This window comes from Flavobacterium sp. T50_26 (assembly GCF_057652995.1).
The window spans coordinates 20,437-35,957 of record NZ_JBYFCC010000022.1 but is presented as its reverse complement, the minus strand read 5'-3'; the positions used below and the strand labels follow the sequence as shown (position 1 = coordinate 35,957).

Here is a 15,521-nt window from a genome sequence, read left to right as displayed (position 1 = left end):
ATAAACCTTTTTTAGTTATTTAAAATTTGATAAAACACTACTCATCAACATCATGCAGTTTTCCAACAGATTTTGCGACTACGGTTGCAACTGTTGCATCACTGGTTACATTAACTACTGTTCTACACATATCAAGCGGTCTGTCTATCGCAAAAATTAAGGCTAAACCAGCTTCCGGAATTCCGGCTTGCCCTAAAACAATTACGAGCATCACCATTCCTGCACTTGGTACAGCAGCGGAACCAATGGATGCCAAAGTAGCTGTAACCACAATCATTAATTGCGTTTGCAAATCCAAAGGAATTCCCATGGCTTGAGCAATAAAAACTGCTGCAACAGCTTGATACAAACTGGTTCCGTCCATGTTTACGGTTGCTCCTAATGGTAAAACAAAACTGGAAACTTCTTCATCGACACCAACGTGTTCTGTTACTCTTTCCATTGTTACAGGCAAAGTTGCGGCACTTGAACTTGTTGAAAAAGCTAATAATTGAGCAGGGGAAATGGCTTTAAAAAATTTAACCGGAGAATATTTTGCCAGCGTAATTAACAAAGTAGGATAGACAACAAAAGTCATAATTATTAATCCTAAAACAACCGTTAAAGCATATACTAATAATGCATTTAAGGTAGAGAAATCCGGAATTTCCACCATTAATGCTGCCATTAACGCAAAAACACCGATGGGTGAAAACATCATAATAATATCTATGATTTTCAGAATGACATCATTTAAACCTTTAAAAAAATCAACAACAGGCTTAGCTTTATTTTCATCTATTAAAATCAACCCAATTCCCATTAATATTACAAACAAAATAACCTGTAACATTGATGCATTATCTGTCATTGCCAAAAAAAGATTTTCAGGAACAACATCAACTAAAGGTTGTAAAGGTCCACTATTTTTTGCTTTTTCGGCTAATTCAATTTTTTGAGCAGCATCACCTGCAAAGTTTTCTAACAGACTTTTACGTGATTCATCATTGATATAATCGCCCGGTTTTATTAAATTGGCTAAAACCAATCCAATTGAAACAGCAGTCACAGTTGTAAACAAATACAAAACCACTGTTCGACCACCAAGTTTAGATAGCTTTGCTATATCTTTTAAATCAGACAGTCCAACAATCAATGAAACAACGATTAACGGAACTGCGATCATCTTTAATAAATTGATAAAAATTGTTCCGAAAGGCTTTACCCAATCTACCACAACTTCTTTGAGTTCCATGTTTTTCATCAGATAACCAAAAACTAATCCGAGAATCATTCCGATGAGAATCTTCCAATGTAAAGCTAATTTCATAATTGTTATTTGTATGTTTTTTGTAATAAGTAAAAATCGGCTAACACAATCGCTGCCATGGCTTCTACGATTGGGACAGCTCTAGGAACAACACACGGATCATGACGTCCTTTTCCTTCTAAATCTAAATAATTTCCATCTTTATCAATTGTTGTCTGCTTTTGCATAATGGTAGCAACGGGTTTGAATGCTACTCTGAAATAGATATCCATTCCGTTTGAAATTCCGCCCTGAATTCCGCCTGATAAATTGGATTGAGTAGTTCCATCTTCGTTAAACAAATCATTGTGCTCGCTTCCTCGCATTCTTGCACCACAAAAACCGCTACCAAATTCAAATCCTTTCACAGCATTAATCGATAACATAGCTTTTCCTAATTCGGCATGCAATTTATCAAAAACGGGTTCACCTAAACCAATGGGAACATTTTGAATTACACATGTTATTGTTCCGCCAATCGTATCACCATCTTTTCGAATAGAACGAATTAATTCTTCCATTTTTGCAGCAGTAGCTTCGTCCGGACAACGAACAGGATTGCTTTCTGTTTTAGAAAAATCTAAGTCTTGATACGGTTTATCAATAAAAATATCGCCTACAGAAGAAACAAAAGCATTAATTTTTATTTCGGAAAGCATTTGTTTTGCAATTGCTCCTGCCACTACTCTACTGGATGTTTCGCGAGCAGAACTTCTTCCGCCACCGCGATAATCTCTGATTCCGTATTTTTTTTCATACGTAAAATCGGCATGACTCGGTCTAAAGGCATCTTTAATATGACTGTAATCATCCGATTTTTGATTTGTATTTGGAATAATAAAACCAATTGGAGTTCCGGTCGTTTTACCTTCAAAAATTCCGGATAGAAACTGAACTTCGTCGGCTTCTTTTCGTTGTGTTACAATGGCTGATTGTCCTGGTTTTCGCCGAATCATTTCTTGCTGAATAACCTCAAAATCTAAAGAAATTCCGGGAGGGCAACCATCAATTATGCCGCCTAACGCTTCGCCGTGCGATTCTCCAAAAGTTGTGAGTCTGAATAAGGTTCCATAGCTATTTCCTGCCATTTTCTGAAGTTGTTTCAACAAAAATAAGTTTTTTCAATAAAATAGTACCAATAAAATCTATTTGAATTCACATTAATATAATATAAACCTTCAATTCGTTAACTTTTAGATAAAGCATACATAAAAAAATGGGTGTTAATTTGCTAAACCTCATTTATGTATGCTTAAAAAGAGAAAAGTTGAAGTGGTGGTCATTTCCGATGTACATCTCGGAACATTTGGTTGCCATGCCAAAGAATTGTGTCATTATCTTTCGACTATTAAACCCAAAACGTTAATTTTAAACGGAGATATCATTGATATTTGGCAATTTCGTAAATCCTACTTTCCAAAAACGCATTTAAAAGTCATCAAAAAAATTATTGATTTGGCTTCCAAAGGTACCGAAGTATATTACATCACAGGAAATCATGACGAAATGCTTCGAAAATTCAGCGAAACTAAAATTGGAAATTTTTCTATTGTTGATAAATTAGTTTTGGAATTAAACGAAAAAAAAGCATGGATTTTTCATGGTGATGTTTTTGATGCATCCGTTCAACATTCAAAATGGATTGCAAAATTAGGCGGTTGGGGCTATGATTTATTAATCGTTGCAAATCGATTTGTGAATTGGATTCTTCAAAAAATGGGGAGAGAGCCTTATTCCTTCTCAAAAAAAATAAAGGCAAATGTAAAAAAGGCAGTAAAATTTATTTCAGATTTTGAGCATACAGCATCTGAATTAGCTATAGAAAATCATTATGATTATGTGATTTGTGGCCATATTCATGAGCCGAAAATGACTAGAAAAGTCAATAAAAAAGGAACTACTTTCTACTTAAATTCAGGTGATTGGGTTGAAAATCTAACCGCTTTGGAATACAATAAAAAACGTTGGAAACTGTATCGATACGATAAAGATTCTAATATGATTGAGGAAGATTTCTTTGAAATGGAAACCAAACTGAGCGAGCAACTCATTGCATCCTTACTTTTTTCAAAAAAATAACTTGATTAACAGAAGTTTTTGTTAACATACTTTAACTTGTTAAAATACGATTTTTATAAATTGAGCGTTATCTTTGTAGAAATCTTAAATTAACAAAAAATGAAAAAAGTACTTTTATCAGCCATCATGGTTTTCGGCTTTATCTTGAGTACTAATGCTCAAGAAATCTCAAAAAATGCAATTGGTTTACGACTTGGAGACAACGACGGTTTTGGCGGTGAAATATCCTATCAAAGAGGACTTTCAAAAAACAATCGTTTGGAATTTGATTTAGGTTGGAGAAACAGCAAGAATTGGGATGGTTACAAATTAGTTGGTCTTTATCAATGGGTTTGGAACATTGAAGGTGGATTTAATTGGTATGCCGGTGTTGGTGCCGGTGTTGGAAGCTGGAACCACAATTATGATGGTCCGGGAAATAATAATTATAAAGACAGCGGAACGTATGTTTTGGCTGCGGGAGACATTGGAATAGAATATAATTTTGATTTCCCGCTTTTATTATCTCTTGATTTCCGTCCGGAATTGTATATTGGAGATGGATACGGAGACAGAAGTTTTGGACCGGATATCGCTTTAGGTGTTCGTTATCAATTCTAGAAATTAGTATAGTAAAAACGTCCCAATCGGGTAGTCATGGTCGGAAGATTTTTTCTTCCGACTTTTTTTGTTTTGATAGTAACTAAAATCAATTATTATTCATAATAAGTTGTTTTTTTGCTTGTTTATATGAATGAATTTTCTTATATTTATTGTGTAATAATTAGATATAATGAACACATTCAGAGATCACAAAATTTCACTTAAACAGATTTTAGAGTTTATACCCGAAGCACTTTTAAGCCATCTTTCAGCCACTACTAAGGTAGATTATTACAGTAAAGTTCTTCATGGAAGAAAAATGTTTTACCTCCTTTTGTTTTCTATTTATGACAATGAGAAGTTAAGCCAAAGAACTTTAGAAGATACTTTCAATAGTAGCGGATTCAAAGCTTTATTTGGTTTAGCAGAAGAAGAAAAAGTGAGACGTAGTTCAATTTCAGAACGTCTTTCAAATATTGATTCTAATTATTTTAAAGAGATTTACGAGCAAATGTATGAGCAATTCTCTAAACTCTATGATAAAACAGAAATTCAGAAGTTCAACTTAATCCGAGTTGATAGTACAATTGTTGCTGACTCCTGTGTTAAACTCAAAGAAGGAATTGACCAAAAAAGCGGAAAAAAATTAGTGAAATTTAGTTTTTCTTTTGACGGAATTCTACCATCAGGAGTTGAAGTTTTTACCTCACAAAAATATTCTTCAGAGGAATCAGCTCTTCCTGAAGCTATTTTGAAACAAGTAAAAAAAGAAGACCATCACAGTAATATCTATGTTATTGATAGAGGACTGCAATCCACTCGGATGATGAAGGAGTTTGACCAGAAATCGGTAAACTTCATTATCCGTGCCAAGGAAAATCGCAAATTTGAAGAAATCGAATCTCTTATTAACTCATCTAGTATTCTACAATGGGAGGATTGGGATGTTATAAAAGACAGCAAAGTAAAATTATACACTGGAAAACCTATTGAAAACAAGCGAGGTAATTTACATTACAGACAAGAAAAGGTAGAAACTGAATTTCGTTTGGTGATTATAAAAAACAGAAAAACGAGCAAAGAATTTTGGTTCTTAACTAATGAATTTAATCTCTCAACAAAAGAAATTTCAGATTATTATCGTAAAAGATGGGATATTGAAGTGTTTTTCAGATTTCTTAAACAAGACCTTAATCTGAGCCATTTAGTTTCACTCAATAAAACGGAATTCAAGTTATGGTTTATATGACAATGATAGCGGCTATGTTACTGTTGATTTATAAAAAGGTAAATAATTTAGGATATAAAACAGCTAAAAGACGCATAGCAATGGAACTTAGAGATATGATTACAGAAATTCTTATACTATTTGCAGGAGGAGATCCTGACAAGGTTTTTAAGACATAAAAAATGGTCGGAATTTCTTCCGACCATGACTACCCAATCGGGACGTTTTTTTTATTTTATGATGATATTCTTTTTTGAATTTATCTTGACAATTGAAATTGGATAGGTCATTACAGTTGTTGCCAATCCTTTAGGACCGTTTTCTTTAATAGTAATAATGATGTCATTTTCTGTTTCTTCTATGTTTTCAATTGAAAATGAATATCCTCCGGAATTTTTCTCACCCATATTCAGCAATAAAAAATTGCTGGTATTGATATCTGATGGTTTGACTTTATTTTTTAAATCCGGATCATTCAGCAACATTTTAAATTCTTTTTGCTCGGTAATAATTTCAAAAAAACGAAAGTTGGCTCCACCAATTTCTCTTTGCTTTAATATTTCATAAAGTGGAGGTTTTTCATCTGCATTTTTTTGTGTTGAACATGAAAACAATACTAAAAAAACAGAAGCAAGTGCAAGGATTTTTTTCATCTTAATTTGAAATAGAATTAAATTGATTTTTGATTGCTTTTTCATAAACTGCCTCATAAAGAGGGAGAATATTGACTATGTCAAATTGTTTTGCAACCGAAAAAGCATTCTTTTTAAAGGTAGATAACGTTGAATCATCTTGAATTATTTTAATAGCGTTTTCTGCCATCGAATCTATATTGCCAACATCACTTAAATAGCCTGAAAAACCATCAATATTTACTTCCGGTAATCCGCCTGTGTTGGTAGAAATAACCGGAACACTACAAGCCATGGCCTCTAAAGCTGCCAAACCAAAACTTTCTGTTTCCGATGGAAGCAAAAACAAATCAGTGAAACATAAAATCTTATCAATTTCGTTGCTGTTTCCAAAAAAGATGACTTTACTGGAAATGCCTAGTTCTTCGCATAACAATTCCGCTCTTTCTTTTTCCGGACCTTCGCCAACCATCATCAACTTAGCAGGAATTTGCTGTTGAATTTTATAAAATATCTTAATAATATCCGGAATTCGTTTTACTTTTCTGAAGTTACTTATGTGGGTAATTATACGCTCTCCGTCATTCGCCATGAGCGATCTATAACAAGGTGATCCCTCTTCTACTTTGACTTTATTTAATTCAATAAAATTCGGAATAACTTCAATTTCTTTGGAAATAGCGAAATGTCTATACGTATCATCCTTTAAACTTTGTGAAACCGAAGTCACCACATCCGATTGATTAATGCTAAAAGTTACTGCCGATTTGTAAAATGGATGTTTCCCAACCAACGTAATATCTGTTCCGTGCAAAGTAGTGACCATAGGAATATAAATTCCTTCTGCTTTCAACATTTGTTTGGCCATATACCCTGCATAAGCATGTGGAATAGCATAATGAACGTGCAAAAGTTCAATTTTATGTAACTTCACCATATCCACCAATTTGCTTGATAGGGCTAATTCATAAGGTTGATAGTGAAAAAGAGGATATTCGGGAACGTTTACTTCGTGATAATGCAAATTTGGATTAAGTAACGCTAATCGAACCGGTTGCTTGTAGGTTATAAAGTGAATTTCATGCCCGCGTTGAGCCAATTCTAACCCTAATTCTGTAGCTACCACGCCACTTCCTCCAAACGTTGGATAACAAACTATTGCTATTTTCATGTATAAAAATTAGTATAACAAAGTTACACCCTTTAGTATTTGCTTTTGGTAAGAAATCGTTAAAAAATTAATTTTACAATTGATTAAAGCAATTCATATTGCGTACTATTTTTTAATTCGGAAATCATAAACGAACTATGCGTGCTGCCAATGTGCTTTAAATTAGTGAGTTTGGTTACCATAAACTCACGGTATTCTTCCATTCCTCCTACACAAATTTTAAGAATATAGTCGTAATCACCACTAACATGAAAACATTCTAAAACCTCAGTCAATTGTGTTACTTCATGTTCAAAAGTATTTAGGTATTCTTTGGTGTGCTGAATTAGTTTGATGTGACAAAAAACCACAAAACTTTTATTAATTTTGGTTCTGTCCAACAAAGCAACATAGTTTCGAATTATACCTTCGCGTTCTAATTTTTTTATTCTTTCATAAACGGCAGTAACTGAAAGATTTAGTTTATTTGAAAGATCTTTGGTCGTTTTTTTACTATCTTCTTGCAAAAGCATTAATAGTTTTTTGTCAATTAAATCGAATTCCATACACTAAAAATTTTAAATTTTCTATAATTCTTGTCAAAAGCAAATCAAATATAACACAAATTTCTATAAAAATTAATTTTAATAGAATAAAAAACTAAATTTTAAAACATATATTGATTATTTTACTGAATATACTTTCTTTTGTAATGAAAAACAATTACTAAAGATATGAAAAATAATCAATTTAATCCGGCCGATCACATTCAAGACTTACAGTATTTTGGTGAATTTGGTGGTGTAAATCCATCTATATCAGATAGTTCAACCTATACATTTCTTTCTGCCAAAACGATGTTTGATACATTTGAAGGAAATGCCGAAGGCTGCTACCTCTATTCTCGCCACTCTTCGCCAATGAATTTATATTTAGGTGAAGCCTTAGCTGCTATGGAAGGAACAGAAAGTGCCAATGTTGCTGCCTCAGGAATGGGAGCAATTACTCCTGTTTTAATGCAATTGTGTGCTGCCGGAGACGAAATCGTTTCAAGCAGAACAATCTACGGCGGAACGTATGCATTTATGAAAAATATGTTGCCAAAATGGAACATCAAAACCCACTTTGTTGACATCACAAAATTAGACTTAGTTGAAGCAGCTATCACAAAGAATACCAAAGTGTTATATTGCGAAACCGTAAGTAATCCTTTATTAGAAGTAGCGGATATTGAAAGCTTATCAAAGCTAGCTAAAAAGCATAATATTAAATTGGTTGTTGATAATACTTTTTCGCCACTTTCTGTTGCTCCGACAAAGTTGGGTGCCGATGTAGTGATTCATAGTTTAACTAAATTTATCAACGGAAGTAGTGATACAGTTGGTGGAGTTGTTTGTGCTTCGCAAGAGTTTATCAATGATTTGAAAAATGTAAATAACGGGGCAAGTATGTTACTTGGACCAACGATGGATAGTCTCCGTTCGGCTAGTATTTTAAAGAACTTGCGAACACTTCATATTCGAATGAAACAACACAGTCATAATGCAAGTTATTTGGCTGAAAAGTTCGAAAATGATGGTTTGAAAGTGGTTTATCCGGGTTTGAAAAGCCATCCGAGTCACGAAATTTATTCTAAAATGATTAATAAAGAATATGGTTTTGGTGGTATGATGACAGTTGATGTGGGTTCGCTCGACAAAGCCAACGAATTAATGGAATTAATGCAAAACAGAAACTTAGGTTACTTAGCTGTAAGTTTAGGATTTTATAAAACATTATTTAGTGCACCGGGTACTTCCACTTCATCTGAAATTCCGCTTGAAGAACAAAAAGAAATGGGTTTAACCGATGGTTTAATTCGTTTTTCAATTGGTTTAGATAATGACATCGAACGAACCTATCAAATGATGAAGGCGTGTATGAAAGAAATTGGCGTTTTAAAAGAACTTCAAGAAGCATAAAAAACACTTTGAATCCGACTTTAACGAGTCGGATTTTTAATTTTACAGTGTTTTCATGATTTTTTTATATATTGCATCCACAAACAAAATACATGGAAAGTCAAGACATCAAACCATTCGATCCTAAAGACGAACAACTTATTGAGAATAAAAATTTATCGCTTTTTGAAGCACTACTTCCTATTTTTTTATTGATTGGAATTTTAGGTTATAATGTTTATGCTTATGGCGACAGTGCAACGTCAGGCCCAAATCAATTTGCTTTGATTATTGGAGCTGCCATTGCCGCTATAATTGGTTTTAGAAACAAAGTCTCTTATGCAGCGATGATGGAAGACATTTCAAAAAACATTAAATCAACTTCAGGAGCAATTTTAATTCTATTAATGGTTGGTGCTCTTTCAGGAACTTGGTTGTTGAGTGGAGTTATTCCAACAATGATATATTACGGACTTCAAATCCTTCATCCTGCTATATTTTTACCGGCTTGTTTAGTAATTTGTTCGGTAATTTCAATTGCAACAGGAAGTTCATGGACAACTTCTGCAACAGTCGGAATTGCTCTAATTGGTATTGGAAGCACGATAGGAATGCCACTCGGAATGGTTGCCGGAGCAGTCGTTTCAGGAGCTTATTTTGGTGATAAACTTTCTCCTTTATCAGACACGACCAATTTAGCACCAGCAATGGCAGGAACAGATTTGTTTACGCACATTCGGTATATGACGTTAACAACTGTGCCTACAATGATTTTAACTTTGCTTATTTTTATATTTTTAGGCTTAGCACAAACCACAACAGGTGGTGGCGATACTGCAGAAACTTTAACTTCTATAAAAGAAACGTTCAACATATCGCCATGGTTATTTTTGGTTCCCGGAGTTGTAATATTTTTAATTGTAAAAAAAACAGAACCGCTCATTGCCTTGTTAATCGGAACTTTATTGGGAGGTGTATTTGCTCTTATTTTTCAACCGGAATTAGTTGCTAAAATTGGTGGTAGCGATAAATTGTCTTTTATTTCCGGTTATAAAGGTGTCATGAACGCTATCACCGTGGAAACTTCGATTGAAACTACTAACGAAATGCTTTCAAATCTGTTTTCTTCCAAAGGAATGAAAGGAATGTTGGGAACCATTTGGTTGATTCTTTGTGCAATGGTTTTTGGCGGCGTAATGGAAGCCATTGGAGCTTTAACTAGAATTACAGATTCTTTACTTAAACTTTTTCACACCACATTGGGCTTATTTGCCAGTACAGTAGCGAGTTGTTTAGCTTTAAATCTAACTGCTTCTGATCAATATTTAGCCATTGTTGTTCCCGGAAAAATGTTTTCAAAAGCTTATGCAGATAAAGGGTTGGCACCTGAAAACTTGAGTAGAACATTAGAAGATTCCGGAACCGTAACTTCTCCTTTAATTCCTTGGAATACTTGTGGAGCTTATCAAGCAGGAGTTTTAGGTGTTTCAACTTGGGCCTATTTACCGTATGCTTTCTTCAATATAATTAGTCCGTTTATGACTTTATTGTTTGCTGCGTTTAACATTAAAATTAAACAATTAACTTCTAAATAAGATTTGTCTATCATAAATCATAAAAACTGCTTTAATAGGCAGTTTTTTTATTTTAATTTAACTTTAACAATTGTTAAATGTTTAAAACTTTAATACGAAAATTACGAATACAAAAAAAATAGTGAAGTAAAATTACACACTTGCAAGATTTAGACACAACCCTCTGTCAGTATCAATAAAATCAATACGTTCATTAAAATTTTGAATGATATATATCATAGTTCATACACATCAAATAACTTAAATTTGCATCAGAATTTAACAATTAAAAAAATAAATAATTATGTCATTAGTAGGTAAAAAATTTCCAAACATTACAGTTGATGCAATTTCAGAAATGGGAGACAATTTGAGAATCAATGTGTTGGATGAAGCGGTTAAAAACAACAAAAAAGTAATCTTGTTTTGGTATCCAAAAGATTTCACATTTGTTTGTCCAACAGAATTACACGCTTTTCAAGCTGCTTTACCTGAATTTGAAAAAAGAAATACAGTTGTAATTGGTGCTTCTTGCGATACAAATGAAGTACATTTTGCATGGTTAAATACAGCAAAAAATAATGGTGGAATTGAAGGTGTAACTTACCCTCTACTTGCAGATACAACAAGAAACTTATCTTCTGCTTTAGGAATTTTAGATATTGAAGCCGGAGAATACAATGAAGATACTGAAACGTATTTAATTTCAGGATCAAACGTAACGTACAGAGCTACTTATTTAATTGATGAAACAGGAAAAATTTTCCACGAAAGTGTAAACGATATGCCATTAGGAAGAAATGTAAACGAATATTTACGTTTAATTGATGCTTATACGCATGTTCAAACCAAAGGTGAAGTTTGTCCTGCCAACTGGGAAGAAGGAAAAGAAGCAATGGTTGCTGACCGTTTGAGCACTGCTGCTTATTTAAGTCAAAACTAAAAATTCTGAATTCTAAACTCTAAATTCTAATTTCTATGTTAATCGATTTAACCGAAGATACACTTCACGATTTAGTCAATCAAAACAACAAAGTAGTAGTTCAATATTCTGCTTCTTGGTGTGGAAATTGCAGAATTATGAAACCAAAATTTAAAAAATTGGCTTCAGAAAACGACGGAATTACATTTGTATTAGTTGATGCAGAAAATTCTCCTGAATCGAGAAAATTAGCCAATGTTTCCAACTTACCAACGTTTGCAACTTTTGTAAATGGTGAATTAGTTAACCAAACCCAAACCAACAAAGCAGAAGTTTTAGCTGAATTGGTTGCAGAAATTTCAGCAAACTAATGAAATTACCCGTTATCAAACAGTTAACTCAATTTATTGAGGAAAACGATCAAGATTATCTCGTTGAAACAATTGAAGTGTTGGAAGCTTTAACAGAAGTTCCTTCGCTAAAAGACGAGGAATTGGATGTAATTGGCGAATTAATTTCAAATATGTACGGAGCTCTTGAAGTGCACAAATCCATCCAAAACGGAATGGAAAAAAAAGAAGCTTTAAACAGTTTCATGCAACGGGTTTTGGGTTCAATAGACAAATAATTTCCATACAAATACCTATTAAAGACGCTTCTTTCGGGAAGCGTTTTTTTGTTTGTGGTATAAGAGAAACTTTATTAAATAATTCCTATTTTTGAAGTCTTAAAAAAATTAAACATGGCAACAATAACTTTAGGAGGAAATCCTATTCATACCAATGGTGAATTACCAACAGTTGGGTCAAAAGCACCTGATTTTCAATTAGTAAAAACAGATTTATCAGTCGTTTCATTAAGTGATTTTGCAGGAAGTAAATTAGTTCTAAATATTTTTCCAAGCGTAGATACAGGTGTTTGTGCTACTTCCGTTAGAACATTCAACCAAAAAGCTTCCACTTTAGAGAATACAAAAGTACTTTGCATTTCTCGCGATTTACCCTTTGCTCAAAAACGTTTTTGTGGTGCAGAAGGAATTGAAAACGTTGAAAATTTATCCGATTTCAAAGAAGGTGATTTCGGAAAAAATTACGGTTTAACTATGACAGACGGACCATTGGCCGGACTTCACTCAAGAGTGGTTATTGTTGTTGATGAAAATGGAGTGGTGACACATTCTCAACAAGTTCCTGAAATTGCAGACGAGCCAAATTATGAAACAGCCTTAGCTGCACTATAATTAGTAATGGAATTCCAAAAAGACAATAGTTTTTTTATCGGACGTTTAAAAAGCATCCTTTATGCTTTTAAAGGTGCCTATAAACTTTTGTCAACAGAACACAGCATAATGGTTCAATTTTCTTTAGGAATTATGGTAACCATAGCTGGATTTTATTTTGATATTTCTAAAAATGAATGGTTAATTCAAACCCTTTGCGTCGGTTTGGTTTTATCTATTGAAGGATTGAATACAGCTGTTGAAAAAGTAGCAGATTTTGTTCATCCAAATTATCATGAAAAAATCGGCTTTATCAAAGATATTGCAGCCGGTGCAGTATTTTTTGCAGCTTTAACGGCTATTGTTGTTGGAATGATAATTTATGTTCCATACCTTGTCAAATTATATTGAAAATAATTTAAAAATAGTTACTTTTACAACAAATTAAGGGAGTTAATGGCTAAAACATCTTCGACAAATTCTGCCAAAAAAGAAGCAGAAGTAAAATCTGAAAATAAAAAAATATTCAAATTTTCTAAACAACACCGTTTCTTGTTTGGCTGTTTTTTGGTACTTTTTTCAGTGGCTTTGTTTCTGTCTATGGTTTCCTTTTTTATTCATTGGCAAGATGATCAAAGTGCTGTTAGCAGCATCGCTAATCGTTCTGTTGATGTAAAAAATTGGTTAGGGAAAGTGGGGGCTTACTTAGCCGACTTATTTTTATATAGAGGTTTTGGTATAGCTTCCTTCCTACTCGTTCGACTTTTTTTTATGTCCGGAATCTACATGATTCTTAGCCTGCCGATAAAAAAGTTAAAGAATTTATGGTTTTGGGATTTATTTGCTATGGTGAATTTTTCCCTAATGTTTGGCTTTTTTTCCAATTATATTCCAGAATTAGGAGGAATAATTGGGTTTGAAATGAATTCCTACATACAAGATTTCATGGGAAAACCCGGAACACTTTTGGTTTTGGCATTCAGTTTTTTAATTTATCTTATTTTTAAAGTAAATGTTTCTCCTGAAACTTTTCAAAAATTATTTGAAAGAAAGAAAAAAGAAATAAAAGACGATTTAGAAGAAGCAGCTTCCATCAATCCGTTTGATAAACCTATTGAACCAAAAAAAGAAGAAGAATTAGAAGAAGGTGTAATTTCGATAAAAAAACCAACCTCAACATTTGAAATTAATAAAGAGGCTCTTAAACCAACGATAGAACATTCTTCTGAAATAAATTTAGAACCAAAAATTAAAAATGTAGATTCAATTCTTCAACCTATTGCTAAAGAACCAGAAATCATTTTAACTGACGATGAACAGTTTGTGATAGAAAAAGCTCCAGAAGAAGAACAAATTGAAGAAAATTTAGCAGCTCGTTTAGTAGCCGATTTTGGTGAATTTGACCCAACGTTAGAACTTTCTAAATATAAATTTCCAACTTTAGATTTATTAAAAGACTACGGTTCAAGCGGAATTACGATAAATCAAGAAGAATTAGAAGAGAATAAAAACCGAATTTTAGAAACGCTTCGCAACTATAAAATCGACATTGCTCAAATAAAAGCAACCGTTGGTCCGTCTGTTACTTTATATGAAATTGTTCCTGAAGCCGGTATTCGTATTTCAAAAATTAAAAGTTTAGAAGATGATATCGCCTTATCGCTTTCAGCTTTAGGTATTCGTATAATTGCTCCAATTCCCGGAAAAGGAACAATTGGTATTGAAGTGCCAAACAAAAATCCAACGATGGTTCCCATGAAATCGGTCATTGGTTCTTCTCGTTTTCAAGAAGCCGAAATGGAATTGCCTTTAGCGTTAGGTAAAACAATTTCGAACGAAACATTTGTGGTTGATTTAGCTAAGATGCCTCACCTTTTGATGGCCGGTGCTACAGGACAAGGAAAATCGGTTGGATTAAATGCGGTGTTGACCTCTTTATTATACAAAAAACATCCTGCTGAAGTAAAATTCGTGTTGGTAGATCCTAAAAAAGTAGAGCTAACACTTTTTAATAAAATTGAACGTCATTATTTGGCCAAATTACCAGATAATTCAGATGCCATCATTACAGATAACACAAAGGTTATCAATACTTTAAATTCGTTGTGTATTGAAATGGATAACCGTTATACGCTTTTAAAAGATGCGATGGTTAGAAATATCAAGGAATACAATGATAAGTTTAAAGCTCGAAAACTAAATCCAAACGAAGGTCATCGCTTTTTACCTTACATTATATTGGTGGTTGATGAGTTTGCCGATTTGATTATGACCGCCGGAAAAGAAGTTGAAACACCAATCGCCCGTTTGGCACAATTAGCTCGTGCAATCGGAATTCATTTAATTATTGCTACACAACGCCCTTCGGTGAATGTAATTACAGGTTTAATTAAAGCTAACTTCCCTGCACGTATTGCGTTTAGAGTAACTTCCAAAATCGATTCACGAACAATTTTAGACACACAAGGAGCCGATCAGTTAATTGGTCGTGGTGATATGCTATATACAAATGGCAATGATTTGGTTCGTGTGCAATGTGCTTTTGTTGATACTCCGGAAGTTGAACGCATCACTGAATTCATAGGTTCGCAAAAAGCGTATCCAAATGCCTATCTGCTTCCTGAATACGTTGGCGAAGAAAGTGGCACAATGCTTGATATAGATATATCCGAACGTGATTCAATGTTTAGGGATGCTGCCGAGGTGATTGTAACCGCACAACAAGGTTCTGCCTCATTATTGCAACGAAAGTTAAAACTAGGTTACAATCGTGCAGGAAGATTGATAGATCAATTGGAAGCTGCCGGAATTGTAGGACCTTTTGAAGGAAGCAAAGCTCGATCAGTAAATATTCCTGACTTGAATTCGTTAAACGAATTTTTTAACAACGAACAAAACAATGCTTAA

At 33.5% G+C, this 15,521-nt stretch carries 16 protein-coding genes; 11 read left to right on the top strand and 5 right to left on the bottom strand.

Annotated elements, in window-relative coordinates; translation table 11 throughout:
• Positions 1 to 37 precede the first annotated feature (37 nt).
• Together AC23MC_RS13105 and aroC are read right to left on the bottom strand one after the other, a co-directional pair.
• The gene (locus AC23MC_RS13105) at positions 38 to 1,312 is read right to left on the bottom strand and encodes a dicarboxylate/amino acid:cation symporter (protein WP_487568826.1); all 1,275 of its coding nucleotides are present in this window, start codon (positions 1,310 to 1,312) and stop codon (positions 38 to 40) included.
• 2 nt (positions 1,313 to 1,314) lie between these two features.
• Positions 1,315 to 2,376 (bottom strand): chorismate synthase, encoded by a 1,062-nt coding sequence (gene aroC / locus AC23MC_RS13100; protein ID WP_487568827.1) that lies wholly within the window; start codon positions 2,374 to 2,376, stop codon positions 1,315 to 1,317.
• A 160-nt stretch (positions 2,377 to 2,536) separates the two neighbouring features.
• On the opposite strand from aroC, the gene AC23MC_RS13095 reads away from it, so the two are divergent.
• The 3 genes from AC23MC_RS13095 (at position 2,537) to AC23MC_RS13085 (ending at position 5,198) form a co-directional block, all read left to right on the top strand.
• Positions 2,537 to 3,367 carry a UDP-2,3-diacylglucosamine diphosphatase gene (locus AC23MC_RS13095; protein WP_487568799.1) on the top strand — a complete coding sequence of 277 codons (831 nt, stop codon included), beginning with the start codon at positions 2,537 to 2,539 and terminating at the stop codon, positions 3,365 to 3,367.
• A 99-nt stretch (positions 3,368 to 3,466) separates the two neighbouring features.
• A complete protein-coding gene (locus tag AC23MC_RS13090; RefSeq protein ID WP_487568800.1) occupies positions 3,467 to 3,967 on the top strand; it encodes a hypothetical protein in 501 nt (166 codons plus the stop codon).
• A gap of 172 nt (positions 3,968 to 4,139) precedes the next feature.
• Positions 4,140 to 5,198: an IS4 family transposase gene (locus AC23MC_RS13085; protein WP_487568801.1), complete on the top strand. Its 1,059-nt coding sequence runs from the start codon at positions 4,140 to 4,142 to the stop codon at positions 5,196 to 5,198.
• A gap of 209 nt (positions 5,199 to 5,407) precedes the next feature.
• On the opposite strand, the gene AC23MC_RS13080 is transcribed toward AC23MC_RS13085, so the two are convergent.
• The 3 genes from AC23MC_RS13080 to AC23MC_RS13070 all read right to left on the bottom strand — a co-directional run bounded on the left by AC23MC_RS13080 (position 5,408) and on the right by AC23MC_RS13070 (position 7,525).
• Positions 5,408 to 5,830 carry a protease complex subunit PrcB family protein gene (locus AC23MC_RS13080; protein WP_487568803.1) on the bottom strand — a complete coding sequence of 141 codons (423 nt, stop codon included), beginning with the start codon at positions 5,828 to 5,830 and terminating at the stop codon, positions 5,408 to 5,410.
• A 1-nt stretch (position 5,831) separates the two neighbouring features.
• Positions 5,832 to 6,980, bottom strand: a complete 1,149-nt coding sequence (gene bshA, locus AC23MC_RS13075; protein ID WP_487568804.1) for an N-acetyl-alpha-D-glucosaminyl L-malate synthase BshA — start codon at positions 6,978 to 6,980, stop codon at positions 5,832 to 5,834.
• An 83-nt stretch (positions 6,981 to 7,063) separates the two neighbouring features.
• Positions 7,064 to 7,525: an Lrp/AsnC family transcriptional regulator gene (locus AC23MC_RS13070; RefSeq protein WP_487568805.1), complete on the bottom strand. Its 462-nt coding sequence runs from the start codon at positions 7,523 to 7,525 to the stop codon at positions 7,064 to 7,066.
• Positions 7,526 to 7,693: 168 nt separating this feature from the next.
• Here AC23MC_RS13070 and AC23MC_RS13065 point away from each other — a divergent pair, with 168 nt between their 5' ends.
• The 8 genes from AC23MC_RS13065 to AC23MC_RS13030 all read left to right on the top strand — a co-directional run bounded on the left by AC23MC_RS13065 (position 7,694) and on the right by AC23MC_RS13030 (position 15,521).
• Positions 7,694 to 8,920, top strand: a complete 1,227-nt coding sequence (locus AC23MC_RS13065) for an aminotransferase class I/II-fold pyridoxal phosphate-dependent enzyme (RefSeq protein ID WP_487568806.1) — start codon at positions 7,694 to 7,696, stop codon at positions 8,918 to 8,920.
• Between the two features lie 92 nt (positions 8,921 to 9,012).
• Positions 9,013 to 10,494, top strand: coding sequence for a Na+/H+ antiporter NhaC (gene nhaC, locus AC23MC_RS13060; RefSeq protein WP_487568807.1), 1,482 nt, complete (start codon positions 9,013 to 9,015; stop codon positions 10,492 to 10,494).
• A gap of 283 nt (positions 10,495 to 10,777) precedes the next feature.
• Positions 10,778 to 11,416, top strand: coding sequence for a peroxiredoxin (locus AC23MC_RS13055; protein WP_487568808.1), 639 nt, complete (start codon positions 10,778 to 10,780; stop codon positions 11,414 to 11,416).
• Positions 11,417 to 11,451: 35 nt separating this feature from the next.
• Positions 11,452 to 11,766 carry a thioredoxin family protein gene (locus tag AC23MC_RS13050; protein ID WP_487568809.1) on the top strand — a complete coding sequence of 105 codons (315 nt, stop codon included), beginning with the start codon at positions 11,452 to 11,454 and terminating at the stop codon, positions 11,764 to 11,766.
• Positions 11,766 to 12,023 (top strand): DUF6952 family protein, encoded by a 258-nt coding sequence (locus tag AC23MC_RS13045; protein ID WP_248434164.1) that lies wholly within the window; start codon positions 11,766 to 11,768, stop codon positions 12,021 to 12,023. Before AC23MC_RS13050 ends, AC23MC_RS13045 begins: the two co-directional genes overlap by 1 nt.
• A gap of 114 nt (positions 12,024 to 12,137) precedes the next feature.
• Complete coding sequence (tpx, locus tag AC23MC_RS13040; protein WP_487568810.1) at positions 12,138 to 12,635, top strand: thiol peroxidase; 498 nt, start codon at positions 12,138 to 12,140, stop codon at positions 12,633 to 12,635.
• A gap of 6 nt (positions 12,636 to 12,641) precedes the next feature.
• Positions 12,642 to 13,025, top strand: a complete 384-nt coding sequence (locus AC23MC_RS13035) for a diacylglycerol kinase family protein (RefSeq protein ID WP_487568811.1) — start codon at positions 12,642 to 12,644, stop codon at positions 13,023 to 13,025.
• A gap of 45 nt (positions 13,026 to 13,070) precedes the next feature.
• A complete protein-coding gene (locus AC23MC_RS13030) occupies positions 13,071 to 15,521 on the top strand; it encodes a DNA translocase FtsK (RefSeq protein WP_487568812.1) in 2,451 nt (816 codons plus the stop codon).

What these genes read in the sequence shown, in the direction of transcription:
- AC23MC_RS13080 (WP_487568803.1), bottom strand. Translation starts at nt 5,830, where the DNA reads ATGAAAAAAATCCTTGCACTTGCTTCTGTTTTTTTAGTATTGTTTTCA.
- nhaC (WP_487568807.1), top strand. Translation starts at nt 9,013, where the DNA reads ATGGAAAGTCAAGACATCAAACCATTCGATCCTAAAGACGAACAACTT.
- AC23MC_RS13050 (WP_487568809.1), top strand. Translation starts at nt 11,452, where the DNA reads ATGTTAATCGATTTAACCGAAGATACACTTCACGATTTAGTCAATCAA.
- AC23MC_RS13055 (WP_487568808.1), top strand. Translation starts at nt 10,778, where the DNA reads ATGTCATTAGTAGGTAAAAAATTTCCAAACATTACAGTTGATGCAATT.
- AC23MC_RS13090 (WP_487568800.1), top strand. Translation starts at nt 3,467, where the DNA reads ATGAAAAAAGTACTTTTATCAGCCATCATGGTTTTCGGCTTTATCTTG.
- AC23MC_RS13085 (WP_487568801.1), top strand. Translation starts at nt 4,140, where the DNA reads ATGAACACATTCAGAGATCACAAAATTTCACTTAAACAGATTTTAGAG.
- AC23MC_RS13065 (WP_487568806.1), top strand. Translation starts at nt 7,694, where the DNA reads ATGAAAAATAATCAATTTAATCCGGCCGATCACATTCAAGACTTACAG.
- AC23MC_RS13045 (WP_248434164.1), top strand. Translation starts at nt 11,766, where the DNA reads ATGAAATTACCCGTTATCAAACAGTTAACTCAATTTATTGAGGAAAAC.
- tpx (WP_487568810.1), top strand. Translation starts at nt 12,138, where the DNA reads ATGGCAACAATAACTTTAGGAGGAAATCCTATTCATACCAATGGTGAA.
- bshA (WP_487568804.1), bottom strand. Translation starts at nt 6,980, where the DNA reads ATGAAAATAGCAATAGTTTGTTATCCAACGTTTGGAGGAAGTGGCGTG.
- AC23MC_RS13070 (WP_487568805.1), bottom strand. Translation starts at nt 7,525, where the DNA reads ATGGAATTCGATTTAATTGACAAAAAACTATTAATGCTTTTGCAAGAA.
- AC23MC_RS13095 (WP_487568799.1), top strand. Translation starts at nt 2,537, where the DNA reads ATGCTTAAAAAGAGAAAAGTTGAAGTGGTGGTCATTTCCGATGTACAT.
- aroC (WP_487568827.1), bottom strand. Translation starts at nt 2,376, where the DNA reads ATGGCAGGAAATAGCTATGGAACCTTATTCAGACTCACAACTTTTGGA.
- AC23MC_RS13030 (WP_487568812.1), top strand. Translation starts at nt 13,071, where the DNA reads ATGGCTAAAACATCTTCGACAAATTCTGCCAAAAAAGAAGCAGAAGTA.
- AC23MC_RS13035 (WP_487568811.1), top strand. Translation starts at nt 12,642, where the DNA reads ATGGAATTCCAAAAAGACAATAGTTTTTTTATCGGACGTTTAAAAAGC.